Below are 24,850 nucleotides of genomic sequence, written 5' to 3'. Positions count from 1 at the left end.
CAGGATCATGTCGTTCTTGCGCGCCCAGTTCGACATCGACTGGATCGCGGTGTAGCCGATCACCAGGTCGATCATGACGACCACCGAGCCCAGTTCTTTGGCGAACTCGGCGCGCTCGTACATGTCTTCCATCGTCGCCGCGGTGACGTTGAGGTAGCTGCCCTTGATCTCGCCGGTCGCTGCCTGCGCGCGATTGACCGCCTCCATGCAGTAAAGGAAGCGTTCCCGCCAGTGCATGAACGGCTGCGAGTTGATGTTCTCGTCGTCCTTGGTGAAGTCGAGACCGCCTTTCAAGGCCTCATAGACCACGCGGCCGTAGTTGCGGCCGGACAGGCCGAGCTTCGGCTTGACGGTAGCGCCGAGTAGCGGACGGCCGAACTTGTCGAGGCGCTCGCGCTCGACGACGATGCCGGTCGGCGGCCCCTTGAACGTCTTAACGTAAGCAACGGGCAACCGCATGTCCTCGAGCCGCAAGGCCTTGAGCGGCTTGAAGCCGAACACGTTGCCGATCACCGACGCGGTGAGGTTGGAGATCGAGCCGGGTTCGAACAGGTCGAGATCGTAGGCGATATAGGCGAAGTACTGGCCTTCGGCACCGGGAACCGGATCGACCCGGTAGCACTTGGCGCGATACTTCTCTGCCGCCGTCAGACGGTCTGTCCAGACGACCGTCCAGGTGGCGGTCGAGGACTCGCCGGCCACCGCCGCCGAGGCCTCGACCGGATCCACGCCGTCCTGCGGCGTCACCCGGAACAGACAGATGACGTCAGTGTCCTTCGGCGTATAGTCGGGCTCCCAATAGCCCATTTTCTTGTAGGACATGACGCCGGATTTGTAGCGATCCTTGCCGCGGACGGTCAGCGATTTCTCATTTTGGGCATTCATATTGTGCTCCTTCTCTCTGATGATCCGCGGAGGTTCGATCCAATCTTACTCCGCGGCGACGGCCGTATCGCCGATGCGCGGATCAAGTTTGCCCGTGCGATAAAGCTTGGCCATTTCAGCCAATGGGATCACCTTGATCTTCGAGGCATTTCCGGCGGTGCCGAACTGTTCAAAACGTTCGCGACAGAGGTCGCGCATCGCATCCAGCGCAGGCTTCAGAAACTTGCGCGGATCGAATTCGCTTTTGTTGGTGTTGGCGACTTTCCTAAACACCGCTGTCATCGCCAGACGGCAGTCGGTATCGATATTGACCTTGCGGACGCCGTGCTTGATGCCGCGGACAATCTCCTCGACCGGCACGCCCCAAGTCTGCGGCATTTCACCGCCGAACTTGTTGAATTCGTCCTGCAGGTGCTGAGGCACCGAGGACGAGCCGTGCATCACCAGGTGCGTGTTGGGCAGGCGGCGATGGATCTCCTCGACCACCTTCATGGCGAGAATGTCGCCGTCCGGCTTGCGCGAGAACTTGTAGGCGCCGTGCGAGGTGCCCATCGCGATCGCCAGGGCATCGACCTTGGTGGCGCGGACGAAATCAACGGCCTGATCCGGATCGGTCAGCAGTTGATCGTGGCTGACGGGGCCTTCAATGCCGTGGCCGTCCTCCTGCTCGCCGCCGCCGTGCTCGAGAGAGCCGAGCACGCCCAGTTCGCCTTCCACCGACGCTCCGACCCAATGCGCCATGTCGACGACGCGGCGGGTGATGTCGACGTTGTACTCATAGTCCGCCGCAGTCTTGGCGTCGGCCTTGAGCGAGCCGTCCATCATGACCGAGGTGAAGCCGTACTTGATCGCGGTGGCGCAGGTCGCTTCCTCGTTGCCGTGATCCTGATGCATGCACAGCGGAATGTGCGGATACATCTGGTCCAGCGCATCGATCATGTTCGCCAGCATGATGTCGTTGGCGTAGGAACGCGCGCCGCGCGAAGCCTGTATGATGACCGGCGCGTCGACGGCGGCCGCCGCCTCCATGATGGCGAGCCCCTGCTCCATGTTGTTGATATTGAACGCCGGCACGCCGTAGCCGCGCTCAGCCGCATGGTCCAGCAATTGCCTCAATGTAATACGAGCCATTTTTTCCTCACCCTTGGGATGTGCTGATAGCAGTCACGGCGGGGATTATACGCCCCTTGCCCGTGCACCGATCAACTACTTCGATGTCGCGGTTCCAGCCATCATTGCGGCGGCTCCGCTCGATTTTATCCATCGTCATGGTCATGCGCGCCTCTTTCGCTCGATGAGCTGAAGGATCAGCGGCGTCAGGATCAACTGCATCGCGAGATCCAGCTTGGATCCGTGAATGACAATCGAGTTTGCGCGCGACATGAAGCTGTTCGGAATCATCGACAGCAGGTACGGAAAATCGATGCCGCGCGGATTCTTCATCCGGATCACAACCATCGATTCGTCGGGGGTCGGTATCCACCGCGCGATGAACGGATTCGAAGTGTCCACCGTCGGCACGCGCTGGAAGTTGATGTCCGTCTCAGCGAATTGAGGACAGATGTAGTTGACGTAATCCGGCATGCGCCGAAGGATGGTGTCAGTGACCGCCTCGGTGGAATAGCCCCGCGCGCTGCGATCGCGATGCAGCTTCTGGATCCATTCGAGATTGATGACGGGAACGACGCCGATCTTGAGGTCGGCATACTGGGCGACATTGACCTTATCGGTGACCACCGCGCCGTGCAGACCTTCGTAAAACAACAGGTCCGAGTTCTCGGGCAGTTTCTGCCAGTCGGTAAACGTCCCGGGGGGAACCTTGTGCAACGCGGATTCCACGTCGTCATGGACATAGTAGCGCGTGTTGCCGGTTCCGGTTTCGCTATAGCTCTTGAACACGGCCTCCAGCTCGGCGAACAGATTGGTCTCCGGACTGAAGTGGCTGAAATGCTTGTTACCCTTGTCCGACTCCTCGGCCATGCGGGTCCGCATTTCGACACGGTTGTAACGGTGGAACGCGTCTCCCTCGATATATGCGGCCACCACTTTTTCGCGGCGGAAGATCTGCTCGAAGGTGCGCTTGACGGATGTCGTGCCGGCGCCCGACGAACCCGTGATTGAGATGATAGGATGCTTTCTGGACACGATTGCGACAGCCCCTCAATCAAACGCGAAACAAGCCGCGATGCCCGAACAACGGGGCATTCGTTTCCAAAGCGACGTCGGGTGCGGTGTGCATATGCTCAAGCCGCTGGACGTTCTTGATCGACCCCATGATCAGCGGAACGCGCTGATGGAGGGTACGGGGGACGAGGTCCAGAACCCGCTGACGTCCGGTGGTGGCGCCGCCGCCCGCCTGCTCGATGATGAAGGCCATCGGATGAGCCTCGTAAACCAGGCGCAGGCGGCCCTCTTCGTAACCATGCCGGGCATCGCCGGGATAAAGGAAAATGCCGCCGCGAATGAGAATGCGGAAGGCTTCCGCGACCAGCGAGCCGATCCAGCGCATGTTGAAATCCTTGCCGCCCATCCCGTCGGCGCCCATGAGGCACTCGTCGATGTAAGCGCGAACCGGCAGATCCCAGTGCCGCCTGTTCGAAGCGTTGATCGCGAACTCCGTTGCGTTCGGCGGGATCTGAACCGTCGATCCCGTGAGCTTGTATTCGCGCGAATCGCGATCGAGCGTGAAGATATCGACACCCTGTCCGAGGGTGAGGACGAGAGACGTCTGCGGACCATAAACAACGAAGCCGGCGGCAAGCTGCGCGCTTCCCGGCTGCGTGAAGGCGGCGCTGGCATCAGACGGCGTCGGCATGATGGAAAAAATCGTACCGACCGACATGTTCGTGTTGATGTTCGACGAACCGTCCAGCGGATCGAATGCAACGCTGATCGGAGCGTTCGCATTGAGGATGTCCAGATCGGCCATCTCTTCCGAAGCAAGCACGGCAATCGGAAGGCGGCCAAGAGCAGCGCGGATGATATCGTCGGCGCGAACATCAAGGTCCTTCTGCACGTCGCCGTCAGTGTTGCGTCCACGCGCCTGTCCGGTTATCCCGGCGAGCGCGCCACGGCATGTCAGGTCGGAGATCTCGATCGAAGCTTGCGCAAGCGCAGCTACGGCTTCATTGACAGCTCGGCGCAGCGGATCAGGACCCGCTAAGGCCTCCAATCGCTGTTGTAATGTAAGCTCCTGGCTCATTCAGTTTTCCTCTCGGCCGCAATCTCCAAACAGCCGATTTGGCGCTTTCCAGAGCGTTGCGGGATATTGACTCGTGGCATGTAATAAGTACAATTTCAATATCCTTCATCGAACCAAAAATTTTCTTATATGCACACCAGTCTCCGTGACGTGACCCTTCGGCAATTGCGCGCCTTGGCGTCCGTTGCGACCGGGGGCAGCGTCACAGCCGCGGCCAACAAGTTGCATTTGACTCAACCCGCCGTCACGCTGCAGTTACGAAACCTGCAGAAACTCACCGGACTGGCTTTACTGCAGCGGACCAGCGACGGGATGATCCTCACTCCCGCCGGCCAGGAACTGTATACGCTCTACGAACGTCTCGAGGCTGCGATCGAGAGTTGCGCGACATCGCTCGACATGATCGCAGGCCGAACCGGCGGCCGCATCTCGATCGGCGCAGTCAGCACCGCAAAATATTTTGTTCCTTTTGCGATTTCAGCATTCTCGAAGCTTCATCCGGGGATCGACATCAGCCTTACAATCGTCAATCGCCACGATATTCGTCAGGCCCTGCACGGTTATGCGCTTGACTTTGCCATCATGGGCCGCCCGCCGCCGGATATCGAAATGGATGTCCACCTGCTCGGCGATCATCCACATGTCGTCGTCGCACCGACCGGGCACTCGCTTGCAAGCGCGACGCAGCTCAAGGCGGCTGACCTGGCACAGGAAACCTTCATTTCCCGCGAGCCGGGTTCTGGAACGCGGTTCCTGATGGAGCAGTTCTTCGAGAACATCTCTCTTCAGCCCCAGATCGGCATGGAGATGAGCAGCAACGAGACGATCAAGCAGGCGGTAATTGCCGGTCTGGGCATCGCATTCATTTCAGCGCACACGGTCGCGACCGAGCTGAAAGAAGGCCGGATGATCATGCTCGACGTCGCCGGACTCCCGGTCGTGCGACAGTGGTTCGTTGTCAGGCGAAAAGACAAGGTCTTGCTCCCCCCGGCGCAGGAAATGCTCGATTTTCTGGTCGCCAGCGGCAAACAGTTCCTGCCGCGCGCTCTGGTTGGCGCGGGTCGGCCGCCGCCGGAGTCGCCGGTCAGGTGAATAGATCAGACGCCTTCGTTTTCGCGCCCTTCAGTTATGATCGCCATGTCCATGCAAAGCCGTCACGTTTCAACATGACGCTGTGATCCGATCATATCGCCGGGCGCAAGCGGGCATCTGCACCGCGCGGGCGGCCACAAAAGCGCGCGGAAGCAGGCCAATTCGTTGCAAGGCCGCGGCATCGAAACTATAAGTCATTGAAATAATGGTCGGAGTGGCAGGATTTGAACCTGCGACCCCTGCGTCCCGAACGCAGTGCTCTACCGGGCTGAGCCACACTCCGACAAGACGCGGCTTATAGCCTCGGGTTTCGCGCACCGCAAGAAGCTGGATCGAAAACTGAAATTCCCATGACCGTGGAGTTGACAACGCAGATCAGACCGGCCGGCCCAGCCGCGACGTCAAAAGCCGCCCGGACGCTCCGCGACGGCGGCCTGGTCGCGTTCCCGACCGAGACGGTCTACGGGCTCGGCGCCGACGCCGCCAACGCCGAAGCGGTCGCGCGGCTCTACCGCGCCAAGGGCAGGCCCGCCTTCAATCCGCTGATCGTGCATGTCGGCGATCTCAAAGCCGCGCACCGGATCGCCTGTTTCGATGCCACGGCGCTTGCGCTCGCTGACGCGTTCTGGCCGGGCCCGCTGACGCTGGTGCTGCCGAAGGCTCCGCACTGCCCGGTGGCCGAACTTGCCACGACCGGCCTCGACACCGTTGCAATCCGCGTTCCCGCCCATCCGGTGGCCCGCGACATCCTGCACGAATTCGGCGGCGCGGTGGTGGCGCCCTCGGCCAACCTGTCCGGCCATGTTTCCCCGACGACAGCGGCGCATGTGCAAAGCGATCTTTCGGGGCGGATCGACCTGATCGTTGATGGAGGAGCAGTGGAGGTCGGCGTCGAATCCACCATCGTCGGCTGTTTCGCGCCCCCGACATTGCTGCGTCCAGGAGGAATTCCGCGCGCCGAGATCGAGCGCGTGCTCGGCAGTTCTCTGGCGCGGCCCGATTCCGGCGCGATCGATGGCCGGCCGCCGGCCGCCGGGATGCTGGCCTCGCATTACGCGCCGCGCGCCACGGTCCGCCTCGATGCCACGAGCCTGTCACGCGGCGAGGCGCTGCTGGCTTTCGGTCCGGCCGTTCTCGCGGGCAGCGAGACCGCGACTGCGGTGATGAACCTGTCCGAGTGCGGCGATCTCAAGGAGGCCGCCGCCAATCTTTTCGGCTATCTTCGCGCCCTCGACGCCAGCGGCGCGCGGACCATCGCGGTGATGCCGGTCCCCGACCATGGACTCGGGGAAGCCATCAACGACCGGCTGCGCCGCGCCGCCGCGCCGCAAGACTAATCGTCCAATCCATCGGACACCTGACGCGCCATGACCATCGTTCCGCCAAGATCCGCATTGCCGCCGCTGTCGCCCGATCTGATCGCGCGCTTTGCATCGATCGTCGGCGACAAATATGCGGTGACCGATACCGACGAACTGGCGCCATACCTCACCGAGCCGCGCAACCTGTTTCACGGCCGCTCACCGCTGGTACTGCGTCCGGCATCGACGGCGGAGGTGTCCGCGATCTGCAAGCTCGCGACCGAGCACCGGATCGCGCTGGTGCCGCAGGGCGGCAACACCGGTCTCGTCGGCGGACAGACGCCGCACCATGGCGAGGTAGTGGTCTCGACCCGACGGATGGATAAAATCCGCGAGATCGATACCGCCTCCAACACCATGACGGTCGAAGCCGGCGTGGTGCTGCAGATCGTCCAGCAGCGCGCCAGCGAGGTCGACCGCCTGTTCCCACTGTCGCTCGGCGCGGAAGGAAGCTGCACCATCGGCGGCAATCTCTCGACCAATGCCGGCGGCACCGGCGCGCTGGCCTTCGGCGTGGCGCGCGACATGGCGCTCGGTCTCGAGGTGGTGCTCGCCGACGGGCGCATCCTCAACGGTCTGTCGAAGCTGAAAAAGGACAATACCGGCTACGACCTGCGCAACCTGTTCATCGGCGCCGAGGGCACGCTCGGCATCATCACCGCCGCGGTCCTGAAACTGTTTCCGCGACCACACGCGGTGGCGACCGCTTTCGTCGGCCTGGCATCGCCGGCCGATGCCTTGAGACTGCTGGCCATCGCCCGGACCGAGGCCGCCGGCGGCCTGACCAGTTTCGAACTGATCGGGGAGATCTGCGTCGACATGTGCGTCAGGCACGGCGACGGCATCCGCGATCCGCTCGCCAAGCGCCATCCCTGGTACGTGTTGATGGAAATCTCTTCGTCGCGCGACGATGCGGCTGCGACGCTGGAAGCCGTTCTGGAGCGGGGCATGGCGGATGGGACCGTCAAGGATGCGGCGATCGCGACCAGCCTCCAGCAGCGCGCGGCGCTGTGGAAACTGCGCGAGGTGATCCCGATGGCGCAAAAGCCGGAGGGCGGCTCGATCAAGCACGATATTTCGGTGCCGATCGCGGCCGTGCCCGCCTTCATCGCCGAGGCGGATGCTGCGGTGACGAAGCTTGTTCCCGGTGCGCGCCCGGTCGCCTTCGGCCATCTCGGCGACGGCAACATCCACTACAACGTCAGCCAGCCCGCGACCGGAACGACGGCGCAGGACTTTCTCGGCCGCTGGCACGAGGTCAATGCCGTGGTCTTCGCCATCGCGCTGCGGATGGGCGGCTCGATCTCCGCCGAGCACGGCATCGGCGTACTGAAGCGCGATGACCTGCCCCGCGTGAAGGACAGGACCGCGATCGACGTGATGCGCGGCATCAAGGCGTTGCTCGATCCGCTCGGCATCATGAATCCGGGCAAGGTGCTGTGAGCGCCCGCGCAAGCCGGCGCACGCAAGACCATGATCGCACGTCAAAACAACGAACCCTGACCGTCCTCGTCGGAGGCAGACGCAGCCTTGCGAACCGCAGTCTTCTTCGCCGGTTTCGTTGCCTCGGCTTCTGCCTGTTCCGCCGAGATCGGCAGAATCAATTGCTCATCGTCGTTGGCGACACGGTTCACGCGCGTCGAGACTTCATGCCAGACGAATTCGCCGTCCTCCGGCGCGCGCAGCAACGGCATGGCCTCTCTGGCATCGGTCGCATTACTGTCGAGCCAGCGCGCATGATCCGCGGTCGCGATCGTCACCGGCACCCGTGGATGCAGCGCTGCGAGATCGCCGCGGGCCGCAGCGGTGACGATGGCGACCGTATCGAGCTCCTCGCCGTTGGGTCCGACCCAGGTCTCTGCCAATCCTGCGAAGGCGATCAACCCGCCGTTGCGCGACCGGATGAAGAACGGCCGCTTGCGTCCCTCCGATTGATGCCATTCGTAATATCCGTCGACCGGAAGCAGACAGCGCCGCCGTTTCATTGCGTTTTTGAAAGCCGGCTTGTCCAGCACGGTCTCAGCGCGAGCGTTGATAAGAAGCGCGAACTGGCGGGGGTCCTTGACCCAGGCCGGAATCAGGCCCCATCGCATCAGGCGAAAATGCCGGTCGCCGTTCTCGAGAATGACCACAGGGATCGGTTGGGTTGGCGCAATATTGTACCGCGGCGGGAAATTCGGCTGTTCGGCATAGCCAAAAGCCTGACGCATCGCCTCCGGCGGCGACAGGATGACGTAGCGTCCACACATTTCGCCTTTCCGGAGGTGAGAGATTCAACTCGTATTAATCCCGGAGCCTAACACTACAACCAATGACAACGGCGTCCAGCAAACCATCCCTTTTTCCAGTTGCGAAGCAGACCGATCTGAATAGGTCCGGTCGGGAAGCCGAGCTATCGGCTGCCAACATCAACCCGCGAACCGGCCTTGCGACCGACTACCTCAATCATTTCAACGAAGCCGTCATGCTGCTTGAAATGATCCCCGACATGCCGGACTGCGCCGGGGACTTCATGGAATGGCAGCCGCTGACCTATCCGGAGCATTTCATGGCTTCGAACTTCAAGGCGCGCGATCTCGCCATCGAGGCTTATGAGCAGGCCGATCCCGACATTCGCGCCAGATTCGACAACGTCACCGGCGATATGACGACCATCCTGACTGCCGTGGCGTCAGCGATGAAAGGCGTCCGCCAGGACAAGACCCGCGCGGTCCTCGCCATTCAGGCGACGGGCTGGGTCAAGCCGCTGGTCATGCTGGCCGGCGGCATCATCAATGGAGAGCGTGGCGAAACCGACGTCGATTACATCATGAACCACTGATGCCGTCGCCCACACCTTTCCAGACTCCCCGGCTCGCCGTCAGCGCCGCGATCTTTCGCGACGGCAAGGTTTTGCTGGTGCGCCGCGCCCGGCCGCCCGGCAAAGGCTTGCATTCGCTGCCCGGCGGCCGCGTCGAATTCGGCGAGACCATGGCCCACGCGCTGCATCGCGAGGTCGCGGAAGAAGCCGGGCTGAGGATCGAGATTGTCGGTCCCGCGGGATGGCGCGAAGTAATCCCGGGCGAATCCGGCCACGGGCATTTCGTGGTGATGGCGTTCGCGGCGCGCTGGGTCGGCGGTGAGCCCGCCTTAAGCGACGAACTCGACGGCTTCAGTTGGGCCGCGCCGGACCTGCCGGACGATTTGCAGGTCACCGAGGGGCTGCAAGACATCATCGATTCGGCGCGGCTGCTCGTCGGAGTCTAGCTAGTGGAGTGAATTTGACGTTCGCTACCCACTTTGCAGCAACCCCGTCAGGCGAATGTCAAATTCAAAACTCCACTAGAAACCTGATAGTTGCTAGGTGGTCCTTTGATTCTAGCATTTGCAGGAACTCCCTGCCGCAACGGGATGCAAATGTTAGAATCAGACCACTAGGTCGCGGGAGGCGCTGTGAATCGCCCGGCCTTGCTTCCATCGCATCGAAAAGGCATATCACGACGAAGCCGGACTCCCTCGATGCGCAAATCGGTTTTTGCCGTTGTTGTTCTGACCGCGATCTGCGGCGCCTTGCCCGCGCGCGGGCAGGAAGGGGCTGCGCCGTTCGATGCCGACCTGCAGCGGCTGGCCGAGATCCTCGGTACGCTGCACTATCTGCGCGGCATCTGCGGCGCCAACGAAGGCGCCAAATGGCGTAATGAAATGCAGGCTCTGATCGACGCTGAAACGCCTGCCGGCGAGCGCCGCGCCAGGATGATCGCAGCCTTCAACCGCGGCTATACCGGCTTCCAGCAGACCTACAGGGTATGCACCCCGGCCGCCAATGTCGCGATCCGCCGTTATATCGAGGAAGGCGCGAAGATTGCCCGCGACCTGACCGCCAGATACGCGAACTGAACTGATTGGCCGTCGCGCCTCGGGTTCGCAGGCAGCCGCATATCGGGTTTCCCTGAAAATCCGAATTCCAACTCAAATGCGCCGAGGCTCGTTAACCTTTCCTAAAGAACCGGCTGCCGGACCCCGATTCGCGTGCTAAACCACGGCGGTTGTTAAGCACTTCGTTTCGTCAGACGACCGGATTTTTCATGCGCCCGCCATTTACCTTCAGCCCGGCCCGTGATTCGCTGCCCGATCAGGAGCAGAAGCAGGCCGCACTGAGTTACCTCAACGAAGCGTGGGCCGAGGCACGCCACGACGGCGTCGACGGCGATTGTCTGGCGCAAGCCAGCCTGTTCGCGGCTTTCGCGGAACTTGTCAGCACCTATGGCGAAGATGCCGTGGCGAATTTCGTCGAAGGTCTCGCAGGCCGCATCCGCAATGGCGAATTCTCGATCGGTCTCGCGAAGCAGTAGCTGTTCACTCGTTGCTCATCGCCGGGCGACCCGAGACCCTCGATACTTCAGCGCCCTGCAATATGGCATCATCCGCTTTCGCGGTGATGCCGTCCAGAATTGCAGCCCTCGCTATGCTTTCAGCGTCTCCAGAAAGCGCACCGGCTCGCCCGCGGCTGGCGTCGTCAATTCGCCCTGCCACATCACGCGGCGGCCGCGCACGAAGGTGCCGACCGGCCAGCCCGTCACCTCGACACCGTCATAGGGCGTCCAGCCCGCGCGCGAGGCCACCCACTTGTTGGTGATGGTCTCGCTCCGCTTGAGATCGACCACGGTGAAGTCGGCATCAAAGCCGGACGCGATCCGACCCTTGCAGGCGATATTGAACAGCCGCGCCGGACCGGCGCTGGTTAAATCGACAAATCGCGCCAGCGACAGCCGGTCCGCATTGACGTGATCCAGCATCACGGGCACCAGCGTCTGCACGCCGGTCATGCCCGAGGGCGAGGCGGGATAGGCCTTCTGCTTCTCCTCCAGCGTGTGCGGCGCGTGGTCGGAACCGAGCACGTCGATGATGCCCTGCTTGATGCCGTTCCAGATGCCGGCGCGATGCGCGGCATTGCGCACCGGCGGATTCATCTGCGCCAGCGTGCCGAGCTGCTCATAGCAGCCGGGCGCGACCATCGTGAGATGGTGCGGCGTCGCCTCGCAGGACGCGACATCCTTGTGGTCGCGCAGATACTCGATCTCTTCCTTGGTCGAGATATGCAGCACGTGAATGCGCTTTCCCGTTTCGCGGGCGAGAGTGACGAGCCGCTGCGTCGCCTTGAGCGCGGCTGTCTCATCGCGCCACACCGGATGCGAGCGCGGATCGCCCTCGATGCGCAATCCCTTGCGTTCGTTGAGGCGGTATTCGTCCTCGGCGTGAAACGACGCACGGCGGCGGATCACGTTGAAAATTCGTCGCAGGCTGTCGTCATCCTCGACCAGCAGCGCGCCGGTGGACGATCCGACGAACACCTTGACCCCGGCGCAGCCGGGCGCGCGCTCCAGTTCGGGCAGGTCCTGCACGTTATCGCGGGTGCCGCCGATGAAGAAGGCGAAGTCGCAATGCATGCGATGATGCGCCGCCTTCATCTTCGCGGCGAAGGTTTCCGCCGTCACCGTCAGAGGATTGGTATTCGGCATCTCGAATACTGCTGTCACGCCGCCCATCACGGCGCTGCGCGAGCCGCTTTCGAGGTCTTCCTTGTGGGTGAGCCCCGGCTCGCGGAAATGCACCTGGGTGTCGATCACGCCGGGCAGGATATGCAGTCCCCGGCAGTCGATCACCTCGGCGGCGTCGGCGTGGCCAAGTCCGCCGATGGCGGCGATGCGGCCGTCCGATACCGCGATGTCGCCGATCCCCTCGCCGTCCTGATTGACGATGGTGCCTGCTCTGAGAATCACGTCAAATGTTTTGGTCATTTGTCCTGATCATCGTCTCCGACAGCTTTTTCCGTCCGCCGCTGCGCCACGCGGACCCTTGTTGCGGGCACCTTAGCGGCTTACGTTGCGAAGCGAAATCCGGCACGCAGGTTTCCCCGGGGTACTGCGCAAGACCCGCCAAGACAACAATGCCCGGCCAAGAGATATGTCATGAAAGCAGCGTTTCTTCCCGACCGGGGGGTGGTCAAGGTCAGCGGCGACGACGCACGCAATTTTCTCAACGGTCTCGTGACCACCGATGTGACCAAGGTCCAGCCGGGCTTCGGCCGGTTCGGGGCGCTGCTGACGCCGCAGGGCAAGATCACGTTTGACTTCCTCATCACCGAGGCGCAGCCGGGCCATGGCGGCGGCTTCCTCATCGACTGCCCGTTATCGCTGGCGCAACCGCTTGCGACCAAGCTCGGCTTCTACAAGCTGCGCGCCAAGGTCACGGTCGAAAACCTTTCAGGCACGCTCGGCGTGCTGGCGGCCTGGGACGGCGAACCCGCCATGCACCCCGACCTGACCTTCGCCGATCCGCGCAGCGACAAGCTCGGCTGGCGCATTCTCGCACCGCAGGATCTCGCGGCCCGGGCGGCCACCGTGATCGGCGCTGAACTGGTCGAAAGCGCCGACTACGAGGCCCACCGGATCGCAACCAGCGTGCCGAGCGGTGGCACCGATTTCGCATTCGGCGACGTCTTCCCGCATGAGGCCAACATGGACCGGCTGCACGGCGTCGACTTCGACAAAGGCTGCTATGTCGGTCAGGAAGTGGTGTCGCGCATGGAGCATCGCGGCACCGCGCGCAGCCGGATCGTGCGCGTGCTGCTGGACGACGGCGTGCCGGAGGCCGGCGCGGCCATCGTCGCCGCGGACAAGCCGGTCGGCACCATGGGGTCGTCGGCCGCAGGCCAGGGTCTTGCGCTGCTGCGGCTGGATCGCGCCGCGGACGCGATCGAGGCCGGGATTGCGTTGATGGCGGGTGCCATTCCGATCCGTGTCGCCGATCCTGACGACCTCAAGCTCCCGGCGAAGAAGACGGTCGCATGACGCAATCCGCGCGCCTGCATGCCGACGGCCTGACCCGCTGTCCGTGGCCCGGCGACGATCCGCTCTATCTCGCCTATCACGACACCGAATGGGGCATACCCGAATACGACGACCGCGCGCTGTTCGAAAAGCTGATCCTCGACGGCTTTCAGGCGGGTCTGTCGTGGATCACGATCCTGCGCAAGCGCGACAACTTCCGCCTCGCCTTCGACGATTTCAACCCGGAAAAGATCGCGCGCTACGGCGACAGGAAAATCCACGCGCTGATGAACGATGCCGGCATCGTGCGCAATCGCGCGAAGATCGAGGGCGCCGTCGCAAGCGCGAAATCCTATCTGGCGATCATGGAACAGGGTCCGGGCTTTTCCGATCTGTTATGGGACTTCATGGACGGCAGGCCGAAGGTCAATCGCTTCAAGACCACCGCGACCGTGCCGGCCTCGACGCCGCTCTCGATCAAAATCTCGAAGGAACTGGCCTCGCGCGGGTTCAAATTCGTCGGTCCCACGATCGTCTACGCCTTCATGCAGGCGACGGGGATGGTCAACGACCATCTGGTGACGTGCCATTGCCATGAGACCTGCAGCCGGCAGACGCGCAAGCCGCGTCATGCGACGACATGACGGCAAAGGCGGCTCCGAAAATCTCGTCGCGCGCATGGCAGCGGATGCTGTCCGGCCGGCGGCTCGACCTGCTCGATCCCTCCCCGCTCGATATCGAGATCGCGGATATTGCACATGGCCTCGCCCGGGTGGCGCGATGGAACGGCCAGACCCGCGGCGCGCATATTTTCTCCGTCGCGCAGCACACGCTGCTGGTCGAAGCGGTGATGCGCGAGCACACCCCGCGCGTCGATATCCGGGTACGGCTGGCGGCGCTGCTGCATGACGCGCCGGAATATGTCATCGGCGACATGATCTCGCCGTTCAAGGCGGTGATCGGCGGCTCCTACAAGACGGTGGAGAAGCGGCTGCTGTCGGCGATCCACGTCCGCTTCGGGCTGCAACCGGCGCTGCCCGCCGACATTGAGCGACAGATCAAGGATGCCGACATGGGGGCGGCCTATCTCGAAGCGACGCATCTTGCGGGCTTCTCCGAGCCCGAGGCGAAGCGCCTGTTCGGCAGCGATCCCGGCCTGCCGGCGGCGCTGATCAACGACTACCTGACGCCATGGTCGGCAGGAAAGGCCGAGAAGCGGTTCCTGGCGCGGTTCAAGAGCCTGCAGGCTTGATGGCCTGAAGCGTTTTCGAGCGAAGTGGTTCGGTTCGCGTCGAGAACTGCGTTGAATCACAATCATAGAGCCCCGCTTCTGATTCCATCAGAAGCCAGAAGCAGGCGTTCCAGGCCGCAGACCGCCTTTCGTCCCCGCGCCCGCGAGCTTATATTTCCAAAAAAACCGGGAATGTCATGATCCACGTCTGCTCGCTTGCTTTGCTTGCCGATACCGTGAGAACCACGGGCGCCAGCCATATCCTTACCGTGATGGCCAATGTCGATCAGGTGCAGCGTCCGCGCTCCGTGCTCGAAGCCAATCACCTGAAGGTGTCGATGGACGACATCAACGAGCCCGCGGACGGCTTCGTCGCGCCGAACGACGGCCATATCCTGCAAGTTCTAACCTTCATCCGCGGCTGGGATCGCCAGGCGCCGCTGGTGGTGCATTGCTACGCCGGGATCAGCCGCTCGAGCGCGAGCGCCTTCACCGCCGCCTGCGCGCTCAATCCGCATCGCGACGAACTTTCGATCGCACGGCAGATTCGCGCGGCGTCGCCGGTCGCACAGCCGAACCGCCTGATCGTGGCGTTGGCGGACAAGGCGCTCGGCCGCGAGGGACGGATGCTGCGCGCGCTTGACGAGATAGGTCCCGGCAACATGGCGATCGAAGGCCGGCCGTTCCGCGTCGATCTGGAATAGCGTTAGCCCCTCGCCGGCTTCAATCCGCCATCGGGTCCGCCAACCGCAATCAAGCCGCGCGCCGCCGCACTTGCAGAGCCTCGCCGAATGCTTCGAACAGTGTCCGGTTGACCGGATTGCATTGCGGATCGTATTCGGCGTGCCATTGCACGGCGAGCGCGAAGGCCGGCGCATCGGCGATACGGATCGCCTCGATGGTGCCATCCTCGGCCACGCCCTCGACAACGACACGCTCGCCGGGTTCGAGGATGCCCTGGCCGTGCAGCGAATTGACGCGGATGGTCTCGCGGCCGAGCAATCGGGCGAACACACCGCCCTGAACCAGCCGGACATCGTGGCGATCGCCGAACACCACATTCAGGTCCGGATGAATCTCGCCGTTCTCAAGCCGCGGCATCCGGTGATTCAGGCGTCCCGGCAATTCGCGAATTTCCGGATGCAGCGAGCCGCCGAATGCGACGTTGATCTCCTGCAGTCCACGGCAGATGCCGAAGATCGGAACGCGGCGGGCGACGCAGGCCTGCGCCAGTGACAATGCGAGATCGTCGCGGTTGACGTCGTAAGGTTCATGCCGAGGATCCGGCTCGGCGCGAAAACGGCTCGGATGCACGTTGGCGCGCGCGCCCACCAGCACAACGCCGTCGACCGCATCGAGCAGCGCTCCGATCTCGGTAACCTTCGGGCAGCCTGCGAACATCAGGGGCAGCGCGCGTGCGACCTCGGCAACCGCCCGCAGGTTCCGCTCGCTGACCATCTGCATTTCAAATCGGTTCTCGAGGCGGTGCGAACTGCCGATCACGCCGACCACCGGCTTTTTCATCGCCAGATACCCAACTCAATCAGCGGGTCGTTGGTCCGAATATACATCTTAAGGTCTTCGCGGAGGAGCGACTCGCGGCAAATGGTTCGACGATCATGCCTCTCGACCGAAGCCGGATCAACAATTCAACACCGCGAGCCAGCCATGCTCACGCAGCGCGCAAGAGCCCTGCGCGGCCCGTGCCCGACGCGCCGGTTGAGCAATCCGGCACGGTCGCAGCGTCGGACCAGATCAATCGGTGGAACGGCGAAGCTCAAGAGCGTCTTCGACCTTGGCCGGCTTCGCTTCCGGCTTGACGGGATCTAGCCTGGCGCTTTCGACCCGCGGGGTCTCGACACGCGCGGTGACCTCCGTCTTCGAAGCGTCGGCCGTGCGCGGACCATGCCCACGGCCGCGCGGACGCGCAGCCGCCCGCGCCAGCAGCATCTGCCTTCCGCCCTGATGGTTGAAATCGCAATAGGCAAAGCCCATGCCCGACACCGAACCACGGAAGCTGCGATCGCTCTGCTTGTCGAGGTTGAAGCACGGCTCGAATGGAAGCCCCTTGAGCGAGGCGCAGACCGCCTGCCCGCGAACCTGAAGCGTATTGCCTGGCAATCTCATGTGGCGGATCGGACCTGAGCCGCTGAACTGTACCGCGCCGGCCGCGCCGCCGTCCTCGAACACCCGACCAGCGCCGCGCGTGCCGTCGAAGCAGGTGAAGGCGAAAACCTTGCCGGCCACGAACCGCCTGGCCTCGTCGGCATTCATGATGTGACCGGCCATTGCCGGTGCCGCGATCGCACCTGCAACCAGGGCTCCTGACACGAAACGCGCGAGCATGACTGCAACTCCAACGAACTGAACGGGTCGGCCGCGGACCGACGCCTTTACCCACTGCTTACCATACCAACCGTGGCAACATTGGAGCAGCTTGGTTGGTAAAGTCTGAACATCCCTAGAGAATTTTTACCACGATGCGCCCGCGCACCCCCCCGGCAAGAATCCGGGCGCCAGCCTCGATGACCTCGTCCAGACCAATTTCATGAGTGATTTCAGCTAGCTTGGACCGATCCAGATCAGTCGCGAGCCGGCTCCATGCGGTTTTGCGAAGCTCGATCGGGCACATTACGGAATCGATGCCGAGCAGACACACCCCGCGCAGAATGAATGGCGCCACTGACGACGGCAGATCCATGCCGCCGGCGAGCCCGCAAGCTGCGATCGCGCCCCGATATTTCGTCATCGACAACAGATTGGCGAGCGTGGTGGACCCGACGCTGTCGATCCCTCCCGCCCAGCGTTCCTTCGCCAGCGGTTTGGCCGGTCCCGACAACTCGTTGCGGTCAATCACCTCGGCCGCGCCGAGATCCTTGAGGTAGCCGGCTTCCGATGAACGGCCGGTGGAACCGATGACGTGGTAACCGAGTCTGGAGAGCACGGCTATCGCCACCGATCCGACGCCGCCGGCGGCCCCGGTCACGATCACAGGCTCGTCCTTCGGCGTCAGGCCGTGTCTTTCGAGCGCCAGCACCGACAGCATCGCGGTGTAGCCCGCAGTCCCGATCGCCATGGCGTCGCGCGTCGTCAGGCCTTCGGGGAGCGCCACCAGCCAGTCGCCCTTGACGCGGGCCTTTTCCGCATAGGCCCCGAGGTGGGTTTCGCCCATGCCCCAGCCGTTGCAGATCACCTTGTCGCCAATCTTCCAGGAAGGATGCGACGACTGCTCGACCGTGCCGGCGAAATCGATTCCCGCGATCATCGGAAAGCGCCGCACCACCGGCGCCTTGCCGGTGACCGCCAGGCCGTCCTTGTAGTTCAGCGTCGACCATTCGACGCGCACGGTGACGTCGCCATCCATCAGTTCGGCTTCGTCGAATTGAGTCAGCGCCGCTGTCGTGCCCTTCTCGGCCTTGTCGATCCGGATCGCCCTGAATGTCGCCATCGCTGTCGCTCCCGGATGTCTGGGCGAGCCTTTCGGGAGATTGAACCCATTACGCAGGCTGCGCAACCGCCCGCCGGACCGGCGCTTCGACGATCGGCAGGTTGATCAATGCTGACAGCACGCCGAACAGCACCGACAGCCACCAGACCACGGTGTAGGAACCGAAATGGTCGAACGCCACGCCGCCCAGCAGCGCGCCAAGGAACCCGCCGACCTGATGGCTGAAGAACGCGAAGCCGTAGAGCGTCGCCAGCCAGCGGGTGCCGAACATCAACGCCACGAGGCTCGTGGTGGGCGGCACCGTGGATAGCCAGGTCAGGCCAGTGACGACGCCGAACGCGACCGCGGAGAACGTCGTCATCGGGGTTGAAATGAACGCGACGATCGACAGCGCGCGGATGAAATAGATCGCCGACAGGATGTAGCGCTTGGGCATCCTGGTCGAGAGCCATCCGACACTGAGCGATCCGATGATGTTGAACAGGCCGATCGCCGCCAGCACCCAGCCGCCGGCCTGGACCGACAGGCCGCGGTCGACCAGATAGGCCGGCAGGTGCGCGGTGATGAAGGCGAGCTGGAAACCGCAGGTGAAGAAGCCGAGCACCAGCAGCACGTAGGAGCGGTGACCGAAGGCTTCCGCCAGCGCACTCTTGAAAGACTGTTCCGACGCGGCGGCAGCAGCGCCGCCGGCATTGCTGGGCGGTGTCGACAACACCAGCGCGAACGGCACGACAAACAGCATCAGCACCGCGAACACCGTCAGCGCCGGCTGCCAGCCGAAATTGTCGATCAGCGCGACGCTGAACGGCGCGAACACGAATTGCCCGAACGAGCCGGCCGCGGTGCCGGCGCCCAGCGCGAGACCGCGCCACTGCAGCGGCAACAGCTTGCCGAACGCCGACAGCACCAGGTTGAACGAGCATCCGGACAGGCCGAAACCGACCAAAAATCCGGCCCCGATATTGAGCGACACCGGCGTGTCGGCATAGCGCATCACCAGAAGGCCGGCGGCATACATTAGCGCGCCTGCCGAAATCACCCGCACGCTGCCGAACCTGTCGGCAATCGCGCCGGCGAAGGGCTGGCCGATGCCCCACAAAAGGTTCTGAACCGCGAAGGCGAGCGCGAAGACGTCGCGGCCCCACGAGAACTCGCTGCTCATGGGCTGCATGAAGAAGCCGAACGCCGACCGCGGCCCGAACGTCAGCATTCCGATCATGCAGCCGCATATGATGATCACGAGCGGTGTGCGCCACCCCGTTTCACGCACGGTCTGCGGACCGCTGTCTTCGGATGTCGCCATCGGGACTGTCCATTTGCCGGTGCAGATGTAGACGGAACATCAGCACCTCCGGCCGGCAAGGCCGAGCCCTGCAAGTTAATGCGCCTGCATGAAAATGCCAACTCGCCGGGATAATAAATCGACACGCAGCTCACGCAATGCGTGAGCAACCGAAGCGGTTACCTGCGACTTACCGCCCGGCGCGCAGTTCGGCCGAACTGTGCGCGGCTTCCGCCAATCTGGCCGTGATCTCGGCGGTCTGGGCCGCCGTGCCCCAGCTCGGCGCATCGCTGCCGTCGCCCCAGGCGCGCGGACGATAGAAGGTGTGAACGCCGGTGCGATACATCTTCTTCATTTCGCGGACCCAGGAAGGATGCACCCAATAGGCGTGATAGTGCGTCGACTTGCCGACTTCCGGCAGCCACAGCCGCCCGTCGAGCGTGGCCTTCGCAATCCTGCGGGCGCGATCCCACATGTCCGGCTCGGTGACCACATCGCGAATGCCGTCGCAGGCGAAGGTGAACTGGCACGCCAGATGACGGTTCGCATTCTGATAGACCACGCCGCACACGGTAGTCGGATAGTAGCCCGAGAACACGCGGTTCATCACCACCTGCGCGACCGCGATCTGGCCGCGGATCGCCTCGCCCCGCGCTTCGAAGTAGACCGCTTCGGCAAGACACTTTTCCTGCTTGGCGCGTTTCTTCTGGTCGAGCAGGCCGAGTCGCTCGGCCGGCGTTTCGACCTCTCCCTTGCCGACCACGGTTTCGCCAGCCTTCCCGGTATCCTGTCGCGACGGCATGGACGCCTTCATATCGGGATCCGCGGGCAGACCCGGGGTCACGATCATCGGTTCTTCACCGGGCTGCCAGCGCTCCAGGCTCTCGCTCGCGACGCCCAGCGAACTTCCGAAATACAGGCTTGCTGTCTTGAAGGAAAATCCGTCGGCGGACGATTGCGGCTCGACGGCCGCGTCGTCGGCTTCGCGATTTCGCTTGAGATTGCCGAGCGGCTGAGCTTCGAGCGAACGCGAAACATCATATTGAGGCAGTGGCGGCGCCTGCAACGCTTCCGCCAGTTCGGGATCGAGCGCCGCCGGCTCGGCAGCATGCGTGGCCGCCGCGCTCTTGGCTCCCATCACCGATGTATTTGATGTCGGGGTTTGCTGTGGCGGCGCGCTCGCCGGCACAACCGGTTGCGTCTCCGGCGGCGCAATTGTCAGACGATCACCTTTCAGCGTCCGATCGACCTTGGGAAAATCGGAGGCCTGATAGCGAGGCGGCGACCGCAGCAGCGGGTTGCGCGCGGCGACGCCGGCATCGTGACCGTCGAGACTGGCAAGCAGAAGCGCGGCGGCGCGTGGCGCGGCGGTACCGACGGGACGGCCGAAGCTAAAGGTCGCGACCTGAATGGAGCTTACGGCGGAGGCGAACACTCGCTTTTGCCAGCGTTCGGCAACGCCGGGCTGATGCGCAAGCAGCGCGGCGATATCCTGATAGCCGGTCTCGTTCGGGATCAATGCGAAGAAGCAGAGACCGAAACCGAAGAGTGCAAGACGCGCACTCTTCGGTTGGTTACGCAACACAGACATCGATACGCTCACGCAACGCCACACATGCGACCGATCCGCACGTTCCATGCAATTCGATCGATTGCGGTAATATCCAATTAAAGTTGCGAGGGCGTTAATCGGCGATGCGCGCGCACCACAGGCAAGAGCGCAGTCGTGGTCGCGGGCGGACGTTGCAAAGGTGGTAAACAACCGCTCAGGTCAAATGGTAAAGATCAGGTCAACGCCGTAGCGTTTTCGAGCGATGTCCTCGGGCTTGACCTGGGGATGGATTGACGGTTCGCGTGAAGAAAACGCGTCAAAAAAATGCGCGGCGGCGATATCCCAAAACGGTCGGAAGATCAGGCCTGACTTGCAGGCGTCTTGTGGAGCGCGGCTTGCGCGGCGGCAAGGCGCGCGATCGGCACGCGGTAGGGCGAGCACGACACATAATTCAATCCGATCTCGTGGCAGAACGCCACCGACACCGGATCGCCGCCGTGTTCGCCGCAGATGCCCACTTTGAGATTCGGCCGGGTCTTGCGGCCACGGGCGACGCCGATCTTCACCAGTTCCCCGACACCGCCGCGATCGATCGAGACGAACGGATCGATCTCCAGAATGCCCTTCGCGATATAGGTGCCGAGGAAGCTCGCGGCGTCGTCGCGGCTGATGCCGAAGGTCGTCTGCGTCAGATCGTTGGTGCCGAACGAAAAGAACTCCGCGCTCTCAGCGATCTCGCCCGCTACAAGGCAGGCGCGCGGCAGTTCGATCATGGTGCCGACCTGATAGCTCAGTTTGGCGCCGGTCTCGCGCATCACCGACTGTGCGGTCACATCGATCCGCGCCTTGATCAGATCGAATTCCGCTTTGGTCGCGATCAGCGGCACCATGACCTCAACCGCAACGACCTTGCCAGTGCGCTTGCCGGCCTCGACCGCGGCCTCGAAAATCGCGCGCGCCTGCATCTCGGCGATCTCGGGATAGACGATCGCGAGGCGGCAGCCGCGAAAGCCGAGCATCGGGTTAAACTCGGCCAGACTGCGGGCGCGGTCAGCCAGCCTGCGCGGATCGGTATTCATCGCGCGCGCGACTTCCTCGATCTCGGCTTGCGTATGCGGCAGGAACTCATGCAGCGGCGGATCGAGCAGCCGGATCGTGACCGGCAAGCCCTTCATGATCTCGAACAGTTCGACGAAGTCCGCGCGCTGCATCGGCAGCAGTTTCGACAGCGCGGCGCGGCGCGCCTGCTCGTCTTCGGCCAGGATCATCTCGCGCACGGTGCGGATGCGGGTCTCTTCGAAGAACATGTGCTCGGTGCGGCACAGGCCGATGCCCTCGGCTCCAAACTTCACCGCCGTGCGGGCATCGACCGGCGTGTCACCGTTGACGCGGATGCGGAGCTTGCGAACCTCGTCGGCCCAACCCATCAGCGTGCCGAACTCGCCCGACAGTTCGGGCTCGATCATCGGCATCTGTCCCGCCAGCACCTCTCCGAGCGACCCGTCGATGGTGATGACGTCGCCGACCTTGAAGATGCGGTCGCCGACGCTCATGGTGCCGCTTCCGTAATCGACGCGGATGCTGCCGCAGCCCGATACGCAGGGCTTGCCCATGCCGCGCGCGACCACGGCCGCGTGAGAGGTCATGCCGCCGCGCGTGGTCAGGATGCCCTCGGCGGCGTGCATACCGTGGATGTCCTCCGGGCTGGTCTCTATCCGTACCAGGATGACCCTGCGGCCGTCGGCCTGCAGCTTGGCCGCGTCATCGGGAGAAAACACGATCTCGCCGGCGGCGGCACCCGGCGACGCCGGCAGGCCGGTGGCGATCACCTCACGCGTCGCGTTGGGATCGATGGTCGGATGGAGCAACTGGTCGAGCGAGGCCGGATCGATGCGGGCAACCGCATCCTTTTTCGAGATCACGCCTTCATTGGCGAGTTCGACGGCGATGCGCAGCGCGGCGCGCGCGGTGCGCTTGCCGCTGCGGGTCTGCAGCATCCAGAGCTTGCCGTCCTCGACGGTGAACTCCATGTCCTGCATGTCGCGATAGTGCCGTTCGAGCAGGGTGTAGATGCGCGTCAGCTCCTTGAAGGCTTCCGGCATCGCCGATTCCATCGACGGCCTGTCGGAGCCGGATTCCTGGCGCGCCGCTTCGGTGATGTCCTGCGGCGTGCGGATACCCGCCACCACGTCCTCACCCTGGGCGTTGATGAGAAACTCGCCGTAAAGCCTGCTCTCGCCGGTCGACGGATTGCGCGTGAACGCCACGCCGGTCGCCGACGTCTCGCCGAGATTGCCGAACACCATGGCCTGCACATTGACGGCAGTGCCCCATGATTCCGGAATATTGTGCAGGCGGCGATAGGTAACCGCCCGGGCATTCATCCATGACGAGAACACCGCGCCGATCGCGCCCCATAGCTGCTCGTGGGGATCCTGCGGGAATTCATTGCCGGTCTCGCGGGCAACGGCTGTCTTGTACTTGCCCACCATCTCGATCCAGTCGTCGCCGGTCAGATCGGTATCGAGCGAATAGCCCTTGGTGTCCTTGAAGGCGTCCAGAATGTCTTCGAACTGATGATGCGCGAAGCCGAGCACGACGTCCGAGTACATGGTGATGAAGCGTCGATAGCTGTCATAGGCAAATCGCCGGTCGCCGGACATCGCGGCCAGCGCCTCGACGGTCTTGTCGTTGAGGCCGAGATTGAGCACGGTGTCCATCATGCCGGGCATCGAGGCGCGCGCCCCCGAGCGCACCGAGACCAGCAGCGGATTCGTCGCATCGCCGAACACCTTCCCGGTGATCTTTGCGACTTGCTCCAGCGCCTTTTCGACCTGCGACTTCAGTTCCTTCGGATAGGTTTTGTCATGCGCATAGAAGAACGCGCATACCGAGGTCGGGATCGTAAAGCCGGGAGGCACCGGTAAACCGAGATTGGCCATCTCGGCGAGATTGGCGCCCTTGCCGCCGAGCAGGTCCTTCAGCTCCGCCTTGCCTTCCGCCTTGCCGCCCCCGAACGTATAGACCCACTTGCTTTTCACAGGCGCCGACGCCTTTGCCGGCTTGTCCGCCGCCTTGCGGTTGCCGCCGGAACTTGCGGCCTTCGCCCGAGGTGTCGCGGATGACTTTGATTTCGCAGCGGGCTTCTTGGACTTCGAGGCGGCTTTGGCCATGCGATGAAACCATTCCACGTGAAGGAAAGCGTGTTTGCCTTACACCACGTTTTGACGACTCCACGCAAGCTGCGCGAGCCATCGTTTCCTCGGCCGAATGCTTTGCGCGCATTTCCGCGCGCAGCACGATTTCGGCTTCGTGGCGTCATGCCAGTCGTAAAGGATAGTCCAATTGCGAAAACAGCCCGGCTTGCGCCAGGCTGTTTTGCTTCGTCTGTTGTTCGTCGATCAGCGCCGCCGAGCGGCATCACGCCTGCGGCTGCGGCTCGAGACCCGGATCGGGGTCCGGGCGCGGATGGGTTTTTCCGGCCGGCGGAACCGCCGAAGTGCGCGGGGTGGTCGGCTCCAGCACCGATTCCCGATTCGGTTTCTTGCCGTTCAGCAGATCGGTGATCTCGTCGCCGGTCAGCGTTTCGAATTCAAGCAGACCTTTGGCGAGCGTCTCCAGATCAGCCCGCTTCTCGGCGAGAATGCGGGTCGCGTCCTTGTAGCCGGCCTCGACCAGACGCTTGACTTCGGAGTCGATCTTTTGCGCGGTCGCCTCCGACACATTCTGCTGGCGGTTGACCTGCATGCCGAGGAACACCTCGTCGTTGTTCTCGCCATAGGACACCGTGCCGAGTTCTTTCGACAGGCCCCAGCGCGTCACCATCATGCGCGCAAGGCGCGTCGCCTGATCGATGTCGGACGCGGCGCCTGACGTCACCTTCTCGTGGCCGAAGATCATTTCCTCCGCCACGCGCCCGCCCATCATGATGGCGAGCCGCGAGGTCATCTGCTCCAGCGACATCGACAGCTTGTCGCGCTCGGGAAGC

Annotated in this window: 23 protein-coding genes, 1 tRNA gene and 1 pseudogene; 11 read left to right on the top strand and 14 right to left on the bottom strand. The window is 63.3% G+C overall.

What is annotated here, in order from left to right; genetic code table 11:
• From BGO16_RS05145 to BGO16_RS05130, 4 genes are all read right to left on the bottom strand, one after another.
• The coding region (locus BGO16_RS05145) for a ribulose-bisphosphate carboxylase large subunit (RefSeq protein ID WP_292617512.1) at window positions 1–885 on the bottom strand (885 nt) is incomplete at its 3' end.
• Between the two features lie 45 nt (window positions 886–930).
• On the bottom strand, window positions 931–2,016 hold the full coding sequence (gene fba / locus BGO16_RS05140) for a class II fructose-bisphosphate aldolase (RefSeq protein WP_292617511.1): 1,086 nt from the start codon (window positions 2,014–2,016) through the stop codon (window positions 931–933).
• 141 nt (window positions 2,017–2,157) lie between these two features.
• Window positions 2,158–3,030 (bottom strand): phosphoribulokinase, encoded by an 873-nt coding sequence (locus BGO16_RS05135; protein ID WP_292617510.1) that lies wholly within the window; start codon window positions 3,028–3,030, stop codon window positions 2,158–2,160.
• Between the two features lie 19 nt (window positions 3,031–3,049).
• Window positions 3,050–4,087 carry a class 1 fructose-bisphosphatase gene (locus tag BGO16_RS05130; protein ID WP_292617509.1) on the bottom strand — a complete coding sequence of 346 codons (1,038 nt, stop codon included), beginning with the start codon at window positions 4,085–4,087 and terminating at the stop codon, window positions 3,050–3,052.
• Window positions 4,088–4,216: 129 nt separating this feature from the next.
• On the opposite strand from BGO16_RS05130, the gene BGO16_RS05125 reads away from it, so the two are divergent.
• Window positions 4,217–5,179, top strand: a complete 963-nt coding sequence (locus BGO16_RS05125) for a LysR family transcriptional regulator (RefSeq protein ID WP_292617508.1) — start codon at window positions 4,217–4,219, stop codon at window positions 5,177–5,179.
• A 206-nt stretch (window positions 5,180–5,385) separates the two neighbouring features.
• Here BGO16_RS05125 and BGO16_RS05120 read toward each other — a convergent pair.
• Window positions 5,386–5,462: transfer RNA gene (locus tag BGO16_RS05120), tRNA-Pro, on the bottom strand.
• A gap of 67 nt (window positions 5,463–5,529) precedes the next feature.
• Here BGO16_RS05120 and BGO16_RS05115 point away from each other — a divergent pair.
• Both BGO16_RS05115 and BGO16_RS05110 read left to right on the top strand, forming a co-directional pair.
• Window positions 5,530–6,516, top strand: coding sequence for an L-threonylcarbamoyladenylate synthase (locus tag BGO16_RS05115; RefSeq protein ID WP_292617507.1), 987 nt, complete (start codon window positions 5,530–5,532; stop codon window positions 6,514–6,516).
• 30 nt (window positions 6,517–6,546) lie between these two features.
• Window positions 6,547–7,983 (top strand): FAD-binding oxidoreductase, encoded by a 1,437-nt coding sequence (locus BGO16_RS05110; RefSeq protein WP_292617506.1) that lies wholly within the window; start codon window positions 6,547–6,549, stop codon window positions 7,981–7,983.
• A gap of 41 nt (window positions 7,984–8,024) precedes the next feature.
• Here the strand turns inward: BGO16_RS05110 and BGO16_RS05105 are convergent, their stop codons facing one another.
• Entirely contained in the window at window positions 8,025–8,789 is a 765-nt protein-coding gene (locus tag BGO16_RS05105) for an SOS response-associated peptidase (RefSeq protein ID WP_292617505.1), read from the bottom strand.
• A gap of 62 nt (window positions 8,790–8,851) precedes the next feature.
• On the opposite strand from BGO16_RS05105, the gene BGO16_RS05100 reads away from it, so the two are divergent.
• The 4 genes from BGO16_RS05100 to BGO16_RS05085 all read left to right on the top strand — a co-directional run bounded on the left by BGO16_RS05100 (window position 8,852) and on the right by BGO16_RS05085 (window position 10,871).
• Window positions 8,852–9,361 carry a hypothetical protein gene (locus BGO16_RS05100; protein ID WP_292617504.1) on the top strand — a complete coding sequence of 170 codons (510 nt, stop codon included), beginning with the start codon at window positions 8,852–8,854 and terminating at the stop codon, window positions 9,359–9,361.
• Window positions 9,361–9,786, top strand: a complete 426-nt coding sequence (locus BGO16_RS05095) for an NUDIX hydrolase (RefSeq protein ID WP_292617503.1) — start codon at window positions 9,361–9,363, stop codon at window positions 9,784–9,786. The genes BGO16_RS05100 and BGO16_RS05095 overlap by 1 nt, the downstream gene beginning before the upstream one ends.
• 252 nt (window positions 9,787–10,038) lie before the next feature.
• Window positions 10,039–10,416: a TIGR02301 family protein gene (locus BGO16_RS05090; protein WP_292617502.1), complete on the top strand. Its 378-nt coding sequence runs from the start codon at window positions 10,039–10,041 to the stop codon at window positions 10,414–10,416.
• A 188-nt stretch (window positions 10,417–10,604) separates the two neighbouring features.
• Entirely contained in the window at window positions 10,605–10,871 is a 267-nt protein-coding gene (locus tag BGO16_RS05085; protein WP_292617501.1) for a hypothetical protein, read from the top strand.
• 111 nt (window positions 10,872–10,982) lie between these two features.
• On the opposite strand, the gene BGO16_RS05080 is transcribed toward BGO16_RS05085, so the two are convergent.
• Entirely contained in the window at window positions 10,983–12,317 is a 1,335-nt protein-coding gene (locus tag BGO16_RS05080) for a dihydroorotase (protein WP_292617500.1), read from the bottom strand.
• Between the two features lie 171 nt (window positions 12,318–12,488).
• Between BGO16_RS05080 and BGO16_RS05075 the strand changes: the two genes are divergently transcribed.
• The 4 genes from BGO16_RS05075 (at window position 12,489) to BGO16_RS05060 (ending at window position 15,284) form a co-directional block, all read left to right on the top strand.
• Window positions 12,489–13,370: a folate-binding protein gene (locus BGO16_RS05075; protein ID WP_292617499.1), complete on the top strand. Its 882-nt coding sequence runs from the start codon at window positions 12,489–12,491 to the stop codon at window positions 13,368–13,370.
• On the top strand, window positions 13,367–13,993 hold the full coding sequence (locus tag BGO16_RS05070; RefSeq protein WP_292617498.1) for a DNA-3-methyladenine glycosylase I: 627 nt from the start codon (window positions 13,367–13,369) through the stop codon (window positions 13,991–13,993). The genes BGO16_RS05075 and BGO16_RS05070 overlap by 4 nt, the downstream gene beginning before the upstream one ends.
• The gene (locus BGO16_RS05065) at window positions 13,990–14,601 is read left to right on the top strand and encodes an HD family hydrolase (protein ID WP_292617497.1); all 612 of its coding nucleotides are present in this window, start codon (window positions 13,990–13,992) and stop codon (window positions 14,599–14,601) included. Before BGO16_RS05070 ends, BGO16_RS05065 begins: the two co-directional genes overlap by 4 nt.
• 176 nt (window positions 14,602–14,777) lie before the next feature.
• On the top strand, window positions 14,778–15,284 hold the full coding sequence (locus BGO16_RS05060) for a protein-tyrosine phosphatase family protein (protein ID WP_292617496.1): 507 nt from the start codon (window positions 14,778–14,780) through the stop codon (window positions 15,282–15,284).
• 49 nt (window positions 15,285–15,333) lie between these two features.
• Here BGO16_RS05060 and BGO16_RS05055 read toward each other — a convergent pair whose 3' ends face one another.
• From BGO16_RS05055 to BGO16_RS05025, 7 genes and pseudogenes are all read right to left on the bottom strand, one after another.
• A complete protein-coding gene (locus BGO16_RS05055; protein ID WP_292617495.1) occupies window positions 15,334–16,104 on the bottom strand; it encodes a gamma-glutamyl-gamma-aminobutyrate hydrolase family protein in 771 nt (256 codons plus the stop codon).
• Between the two features lie 231 nt (window positions 16,105–16,335).
• Window positions 16,336–16,926 (bottom strand): hypothetical protein, encoded by a 591-nt coding sequence (locus tag BGO16_RS05050; protein WP_292617494.1) that lies wholly within the window; start codon window positions 16,924–16,926, stop codon window positions 16,336–16,338.
• A 115-nt stretch (window positions 16,927–17,041) separates the two neighbouring features.
• Window positions 17,042–18,028 (bottom strand): MDR family oxidoreductase, encoded by a 987-nt coding sequence (locus BGO16_RS05045; RefSeq protein ID WP_292617493.1) that lies wholly within the window; start codon window positions 18,026–18,028, stop codon window positions 17,042–17,044.
• Between the two features lie 49 nt (window positions 18,029–18,077).
• On the bottom strand, window positions 18,078–19,331 hold the full coding sequence (locus tag BGO16_RS05040) for an MFS transporter (protein ID WP_292617492.1): 1,254 nt from the start codon (window positions 19,329–19,331) through the stop codon (window positions 18,078–18,080).
• Between the two features lie 169 nt (window positions 19,332–19,500).
• Window positions 19,501–20,901 carry a cell wall hydrolase gene (locus tag BGO16_RS05035; RefSeq protein WP_292617491.1) on the bottom strand — a complete coding sequence of 467 codons (1,401 nt, stop codon included), beginning with the start codon at window positions 20,899–20,901 and terminating at the stop codon, window positions 19,501–19,503.
• 320 nt (window positions 20,902–21,221) lie between these two features.
• Window positions 21,222–24,035 carry a pyruvate, phosphate dikinase gene (gene ppdK, locus BGO16_RS05030; protein ID WP_292617490.1) on the bottom strand — a complete coding sequence of 938 codons (2,814 nt, stop codon included), beginning with the start codon at window positions 24,033–24,035 and terminating at the stop codon, window positions 21,222–21,224.
• Window positions 24,036–24,282: 247 nt separating this feature from the next.
• Window positions 24,283–24,850, bottom strand: a pseudogene (locus BGO16_RS05025) (cell division protein FtsH); the annotation flags it as partial.

The organism is Nitrobacter sp. 62-23, from assembly GCF_001897285.1.
In the GTDB taxonomy this organism is placed as follows: domain Bacteria; phylum Pseudomonadota; class Alphaproteobacteria; order Rhizobiales; family Xanthobacteraceae; genus Nitrobacter.
This window is presented reverse-complemented; position numbering and strand designations above follow the sequence as displayed.

What these genes read in the sequence shown, in the direction of transcription:
- fba (WP_292617511.1), bottom strand. Translation starts at nt 2,016, where the DNA reads ATGGCTCGTATTACATTGAGGCAATTGCTGGACCATGCGGCTGAGCGC.
- BGO16_RS05130 (WP_292617509.1), bottom strand. Translation starts at nt 4,087, where the DNA reads ATGAGCCAGGAGCTTACATTACAACAGCGATTGGAGGCCTTAGCGGGT.
- BGO16_RS05125 (WP_292617508.1), top strand. Translation starts at nt 4,217, where the DNA reads ATGCACACCAGTCTCCGTGACGTGACCCTTCGGCAATTGCGCGCCTTG.
- BGO16_RS05115 (WP_292617507.1), top strand. Translation starts at nt 5,530, where the DNA reads ATGACCGTGGAGTTGACAACGCAGATCAGACCGGCCGGCCCAGCCGCG.
- BGO16_RS05110 (WP_292617506.1), top strand. Translation starts at nt 6,547, where the DNA reads ATGACCATCGTTCCGCCAAGATCCGCATTGCCGCCGCTGTCGCCCGAT.
- BGO16_RS05105 (WP_292617505.1), bottom strand. Translation starts at nt 8,789, where the DNA reads ATGTGTGGACGCTACGTCATCCTGTCGCCGCCGGAGGCGATGCGTCAG.
- BGO16_RS05100 (WP_292617504.1), top strand. Translation starts at nt 8,852, where the DNA reads ATGACAACGGCGTCCAGCAAACCATCCCTTTTTCCAGTTGCGAAGCAG.
- BGO16_RS05095 (WP_292617503.1), top strand. Translation starts at nt 9,361, where the DNA reads ATGCCGTCGCCCACACCTTTCCAGACTCCCCGGCTCGCCGTCAGCGCC.
- BGO16_RS05090 (WP_292617502.1), top strand. Translation starts at nt 10,039, where the DNA reads ATGCGCAAATCGGTTTTTGCCGTTGTTGTTCTGACCGCGATCTGCGGC.
- BGO16_RS05085 (WP_292617501.1), top strand. Translation starts at nt 10,605, where the DNA reads ATGCGCCCGCCATTTACCTTCAGCCCGGCCCGTGATTCGCTGCCCGAT.
- BGO16_RS05080 (WP_292617500.1), bottom strand. Translation starts at nt 12,317, where the DNA reads ATGACCAAAACATTTGACGTGATTCTCAGAGCAGGCACCATCGTCAAT.
- BGO16_RS05075 (WP_292617499.1), top strand. Translation starts at nt 12,489, where the DNA reads ATGAAAGCAGCGTTTCTTCCCGACCGGGGGGTGGTCAAGGTCAGCGGC.
- BGO16_RS05070 (WP_292617498.1), top strand. Translation starts at nt 13,367, where the DNA reads ATGACGCAATCCGCGCGCCTGCATGCCGACGGCCTGACCCGCTGTCCG.
- BGO16_RS05065 (WP_292617497.1), top strand. Translation starts at nt 13,990, where the DNA reads ATGACGGCAAAGGCGGCTCCGAAAATCTCGTCGCGCGCATGGCAGCGG.
- BGO16_RS05060 (WP_292617496.1), top strand. Translation starts at nt 14,778, where the DNA reads ATGATCCACGTCTGCTCGCTTGCTTTGCTTGCCGATACCGTGAGAACC.
- BGO16_RS05055 (WP_292617495.1), bottom strand. Translation starts at nt 16,104, where the DNA reads ATGAAAAAGCCGGTGGTCGGCGTGATCGGCAGTTCGCACCGCCTCGAG.
- BGO16_RS05050 (WP_292617494.1), bottom strand. Translation starts at nt 16,926, where the DNA reads ATGCTCGCGCGTTTCGTGTCAGGAGCCCTGGTTGCAGGTGCGATCGCG.
- BGO16_RS05045 (WP_292617493.1), bottom strand. Translation starts at nt 18,028, where the DNA reads ATGGCGACATTCAGGGCGATCCGGATCGACAAGGCCGAGAAGGGCACG.
- BGO16_RS05040 (WP_292617492.1), bottom strand. Translation starts at nt 19,331, where the DNA reads ATGGCGACATCCGAAGACAGCGGTCCGCAGACCGTGCGTGAAACGGGG.
- BGO16_RS05035 (WP_292617491.1), bottom strand. Translation starts at nt 20,901, where the DNA reads ATGTCTGTGTTGCGTAACCAACCGAAGAGTGCGCGTCTTGCACTCTTC.
- ppdK (WP_292617490.1), bottom strand. Translation starts at nt 24,035, where the DNA reads ATGGCCAAAGCCGCCTCGAAGTCCAAGAAGCCCGCTGCGAAATCAAAG.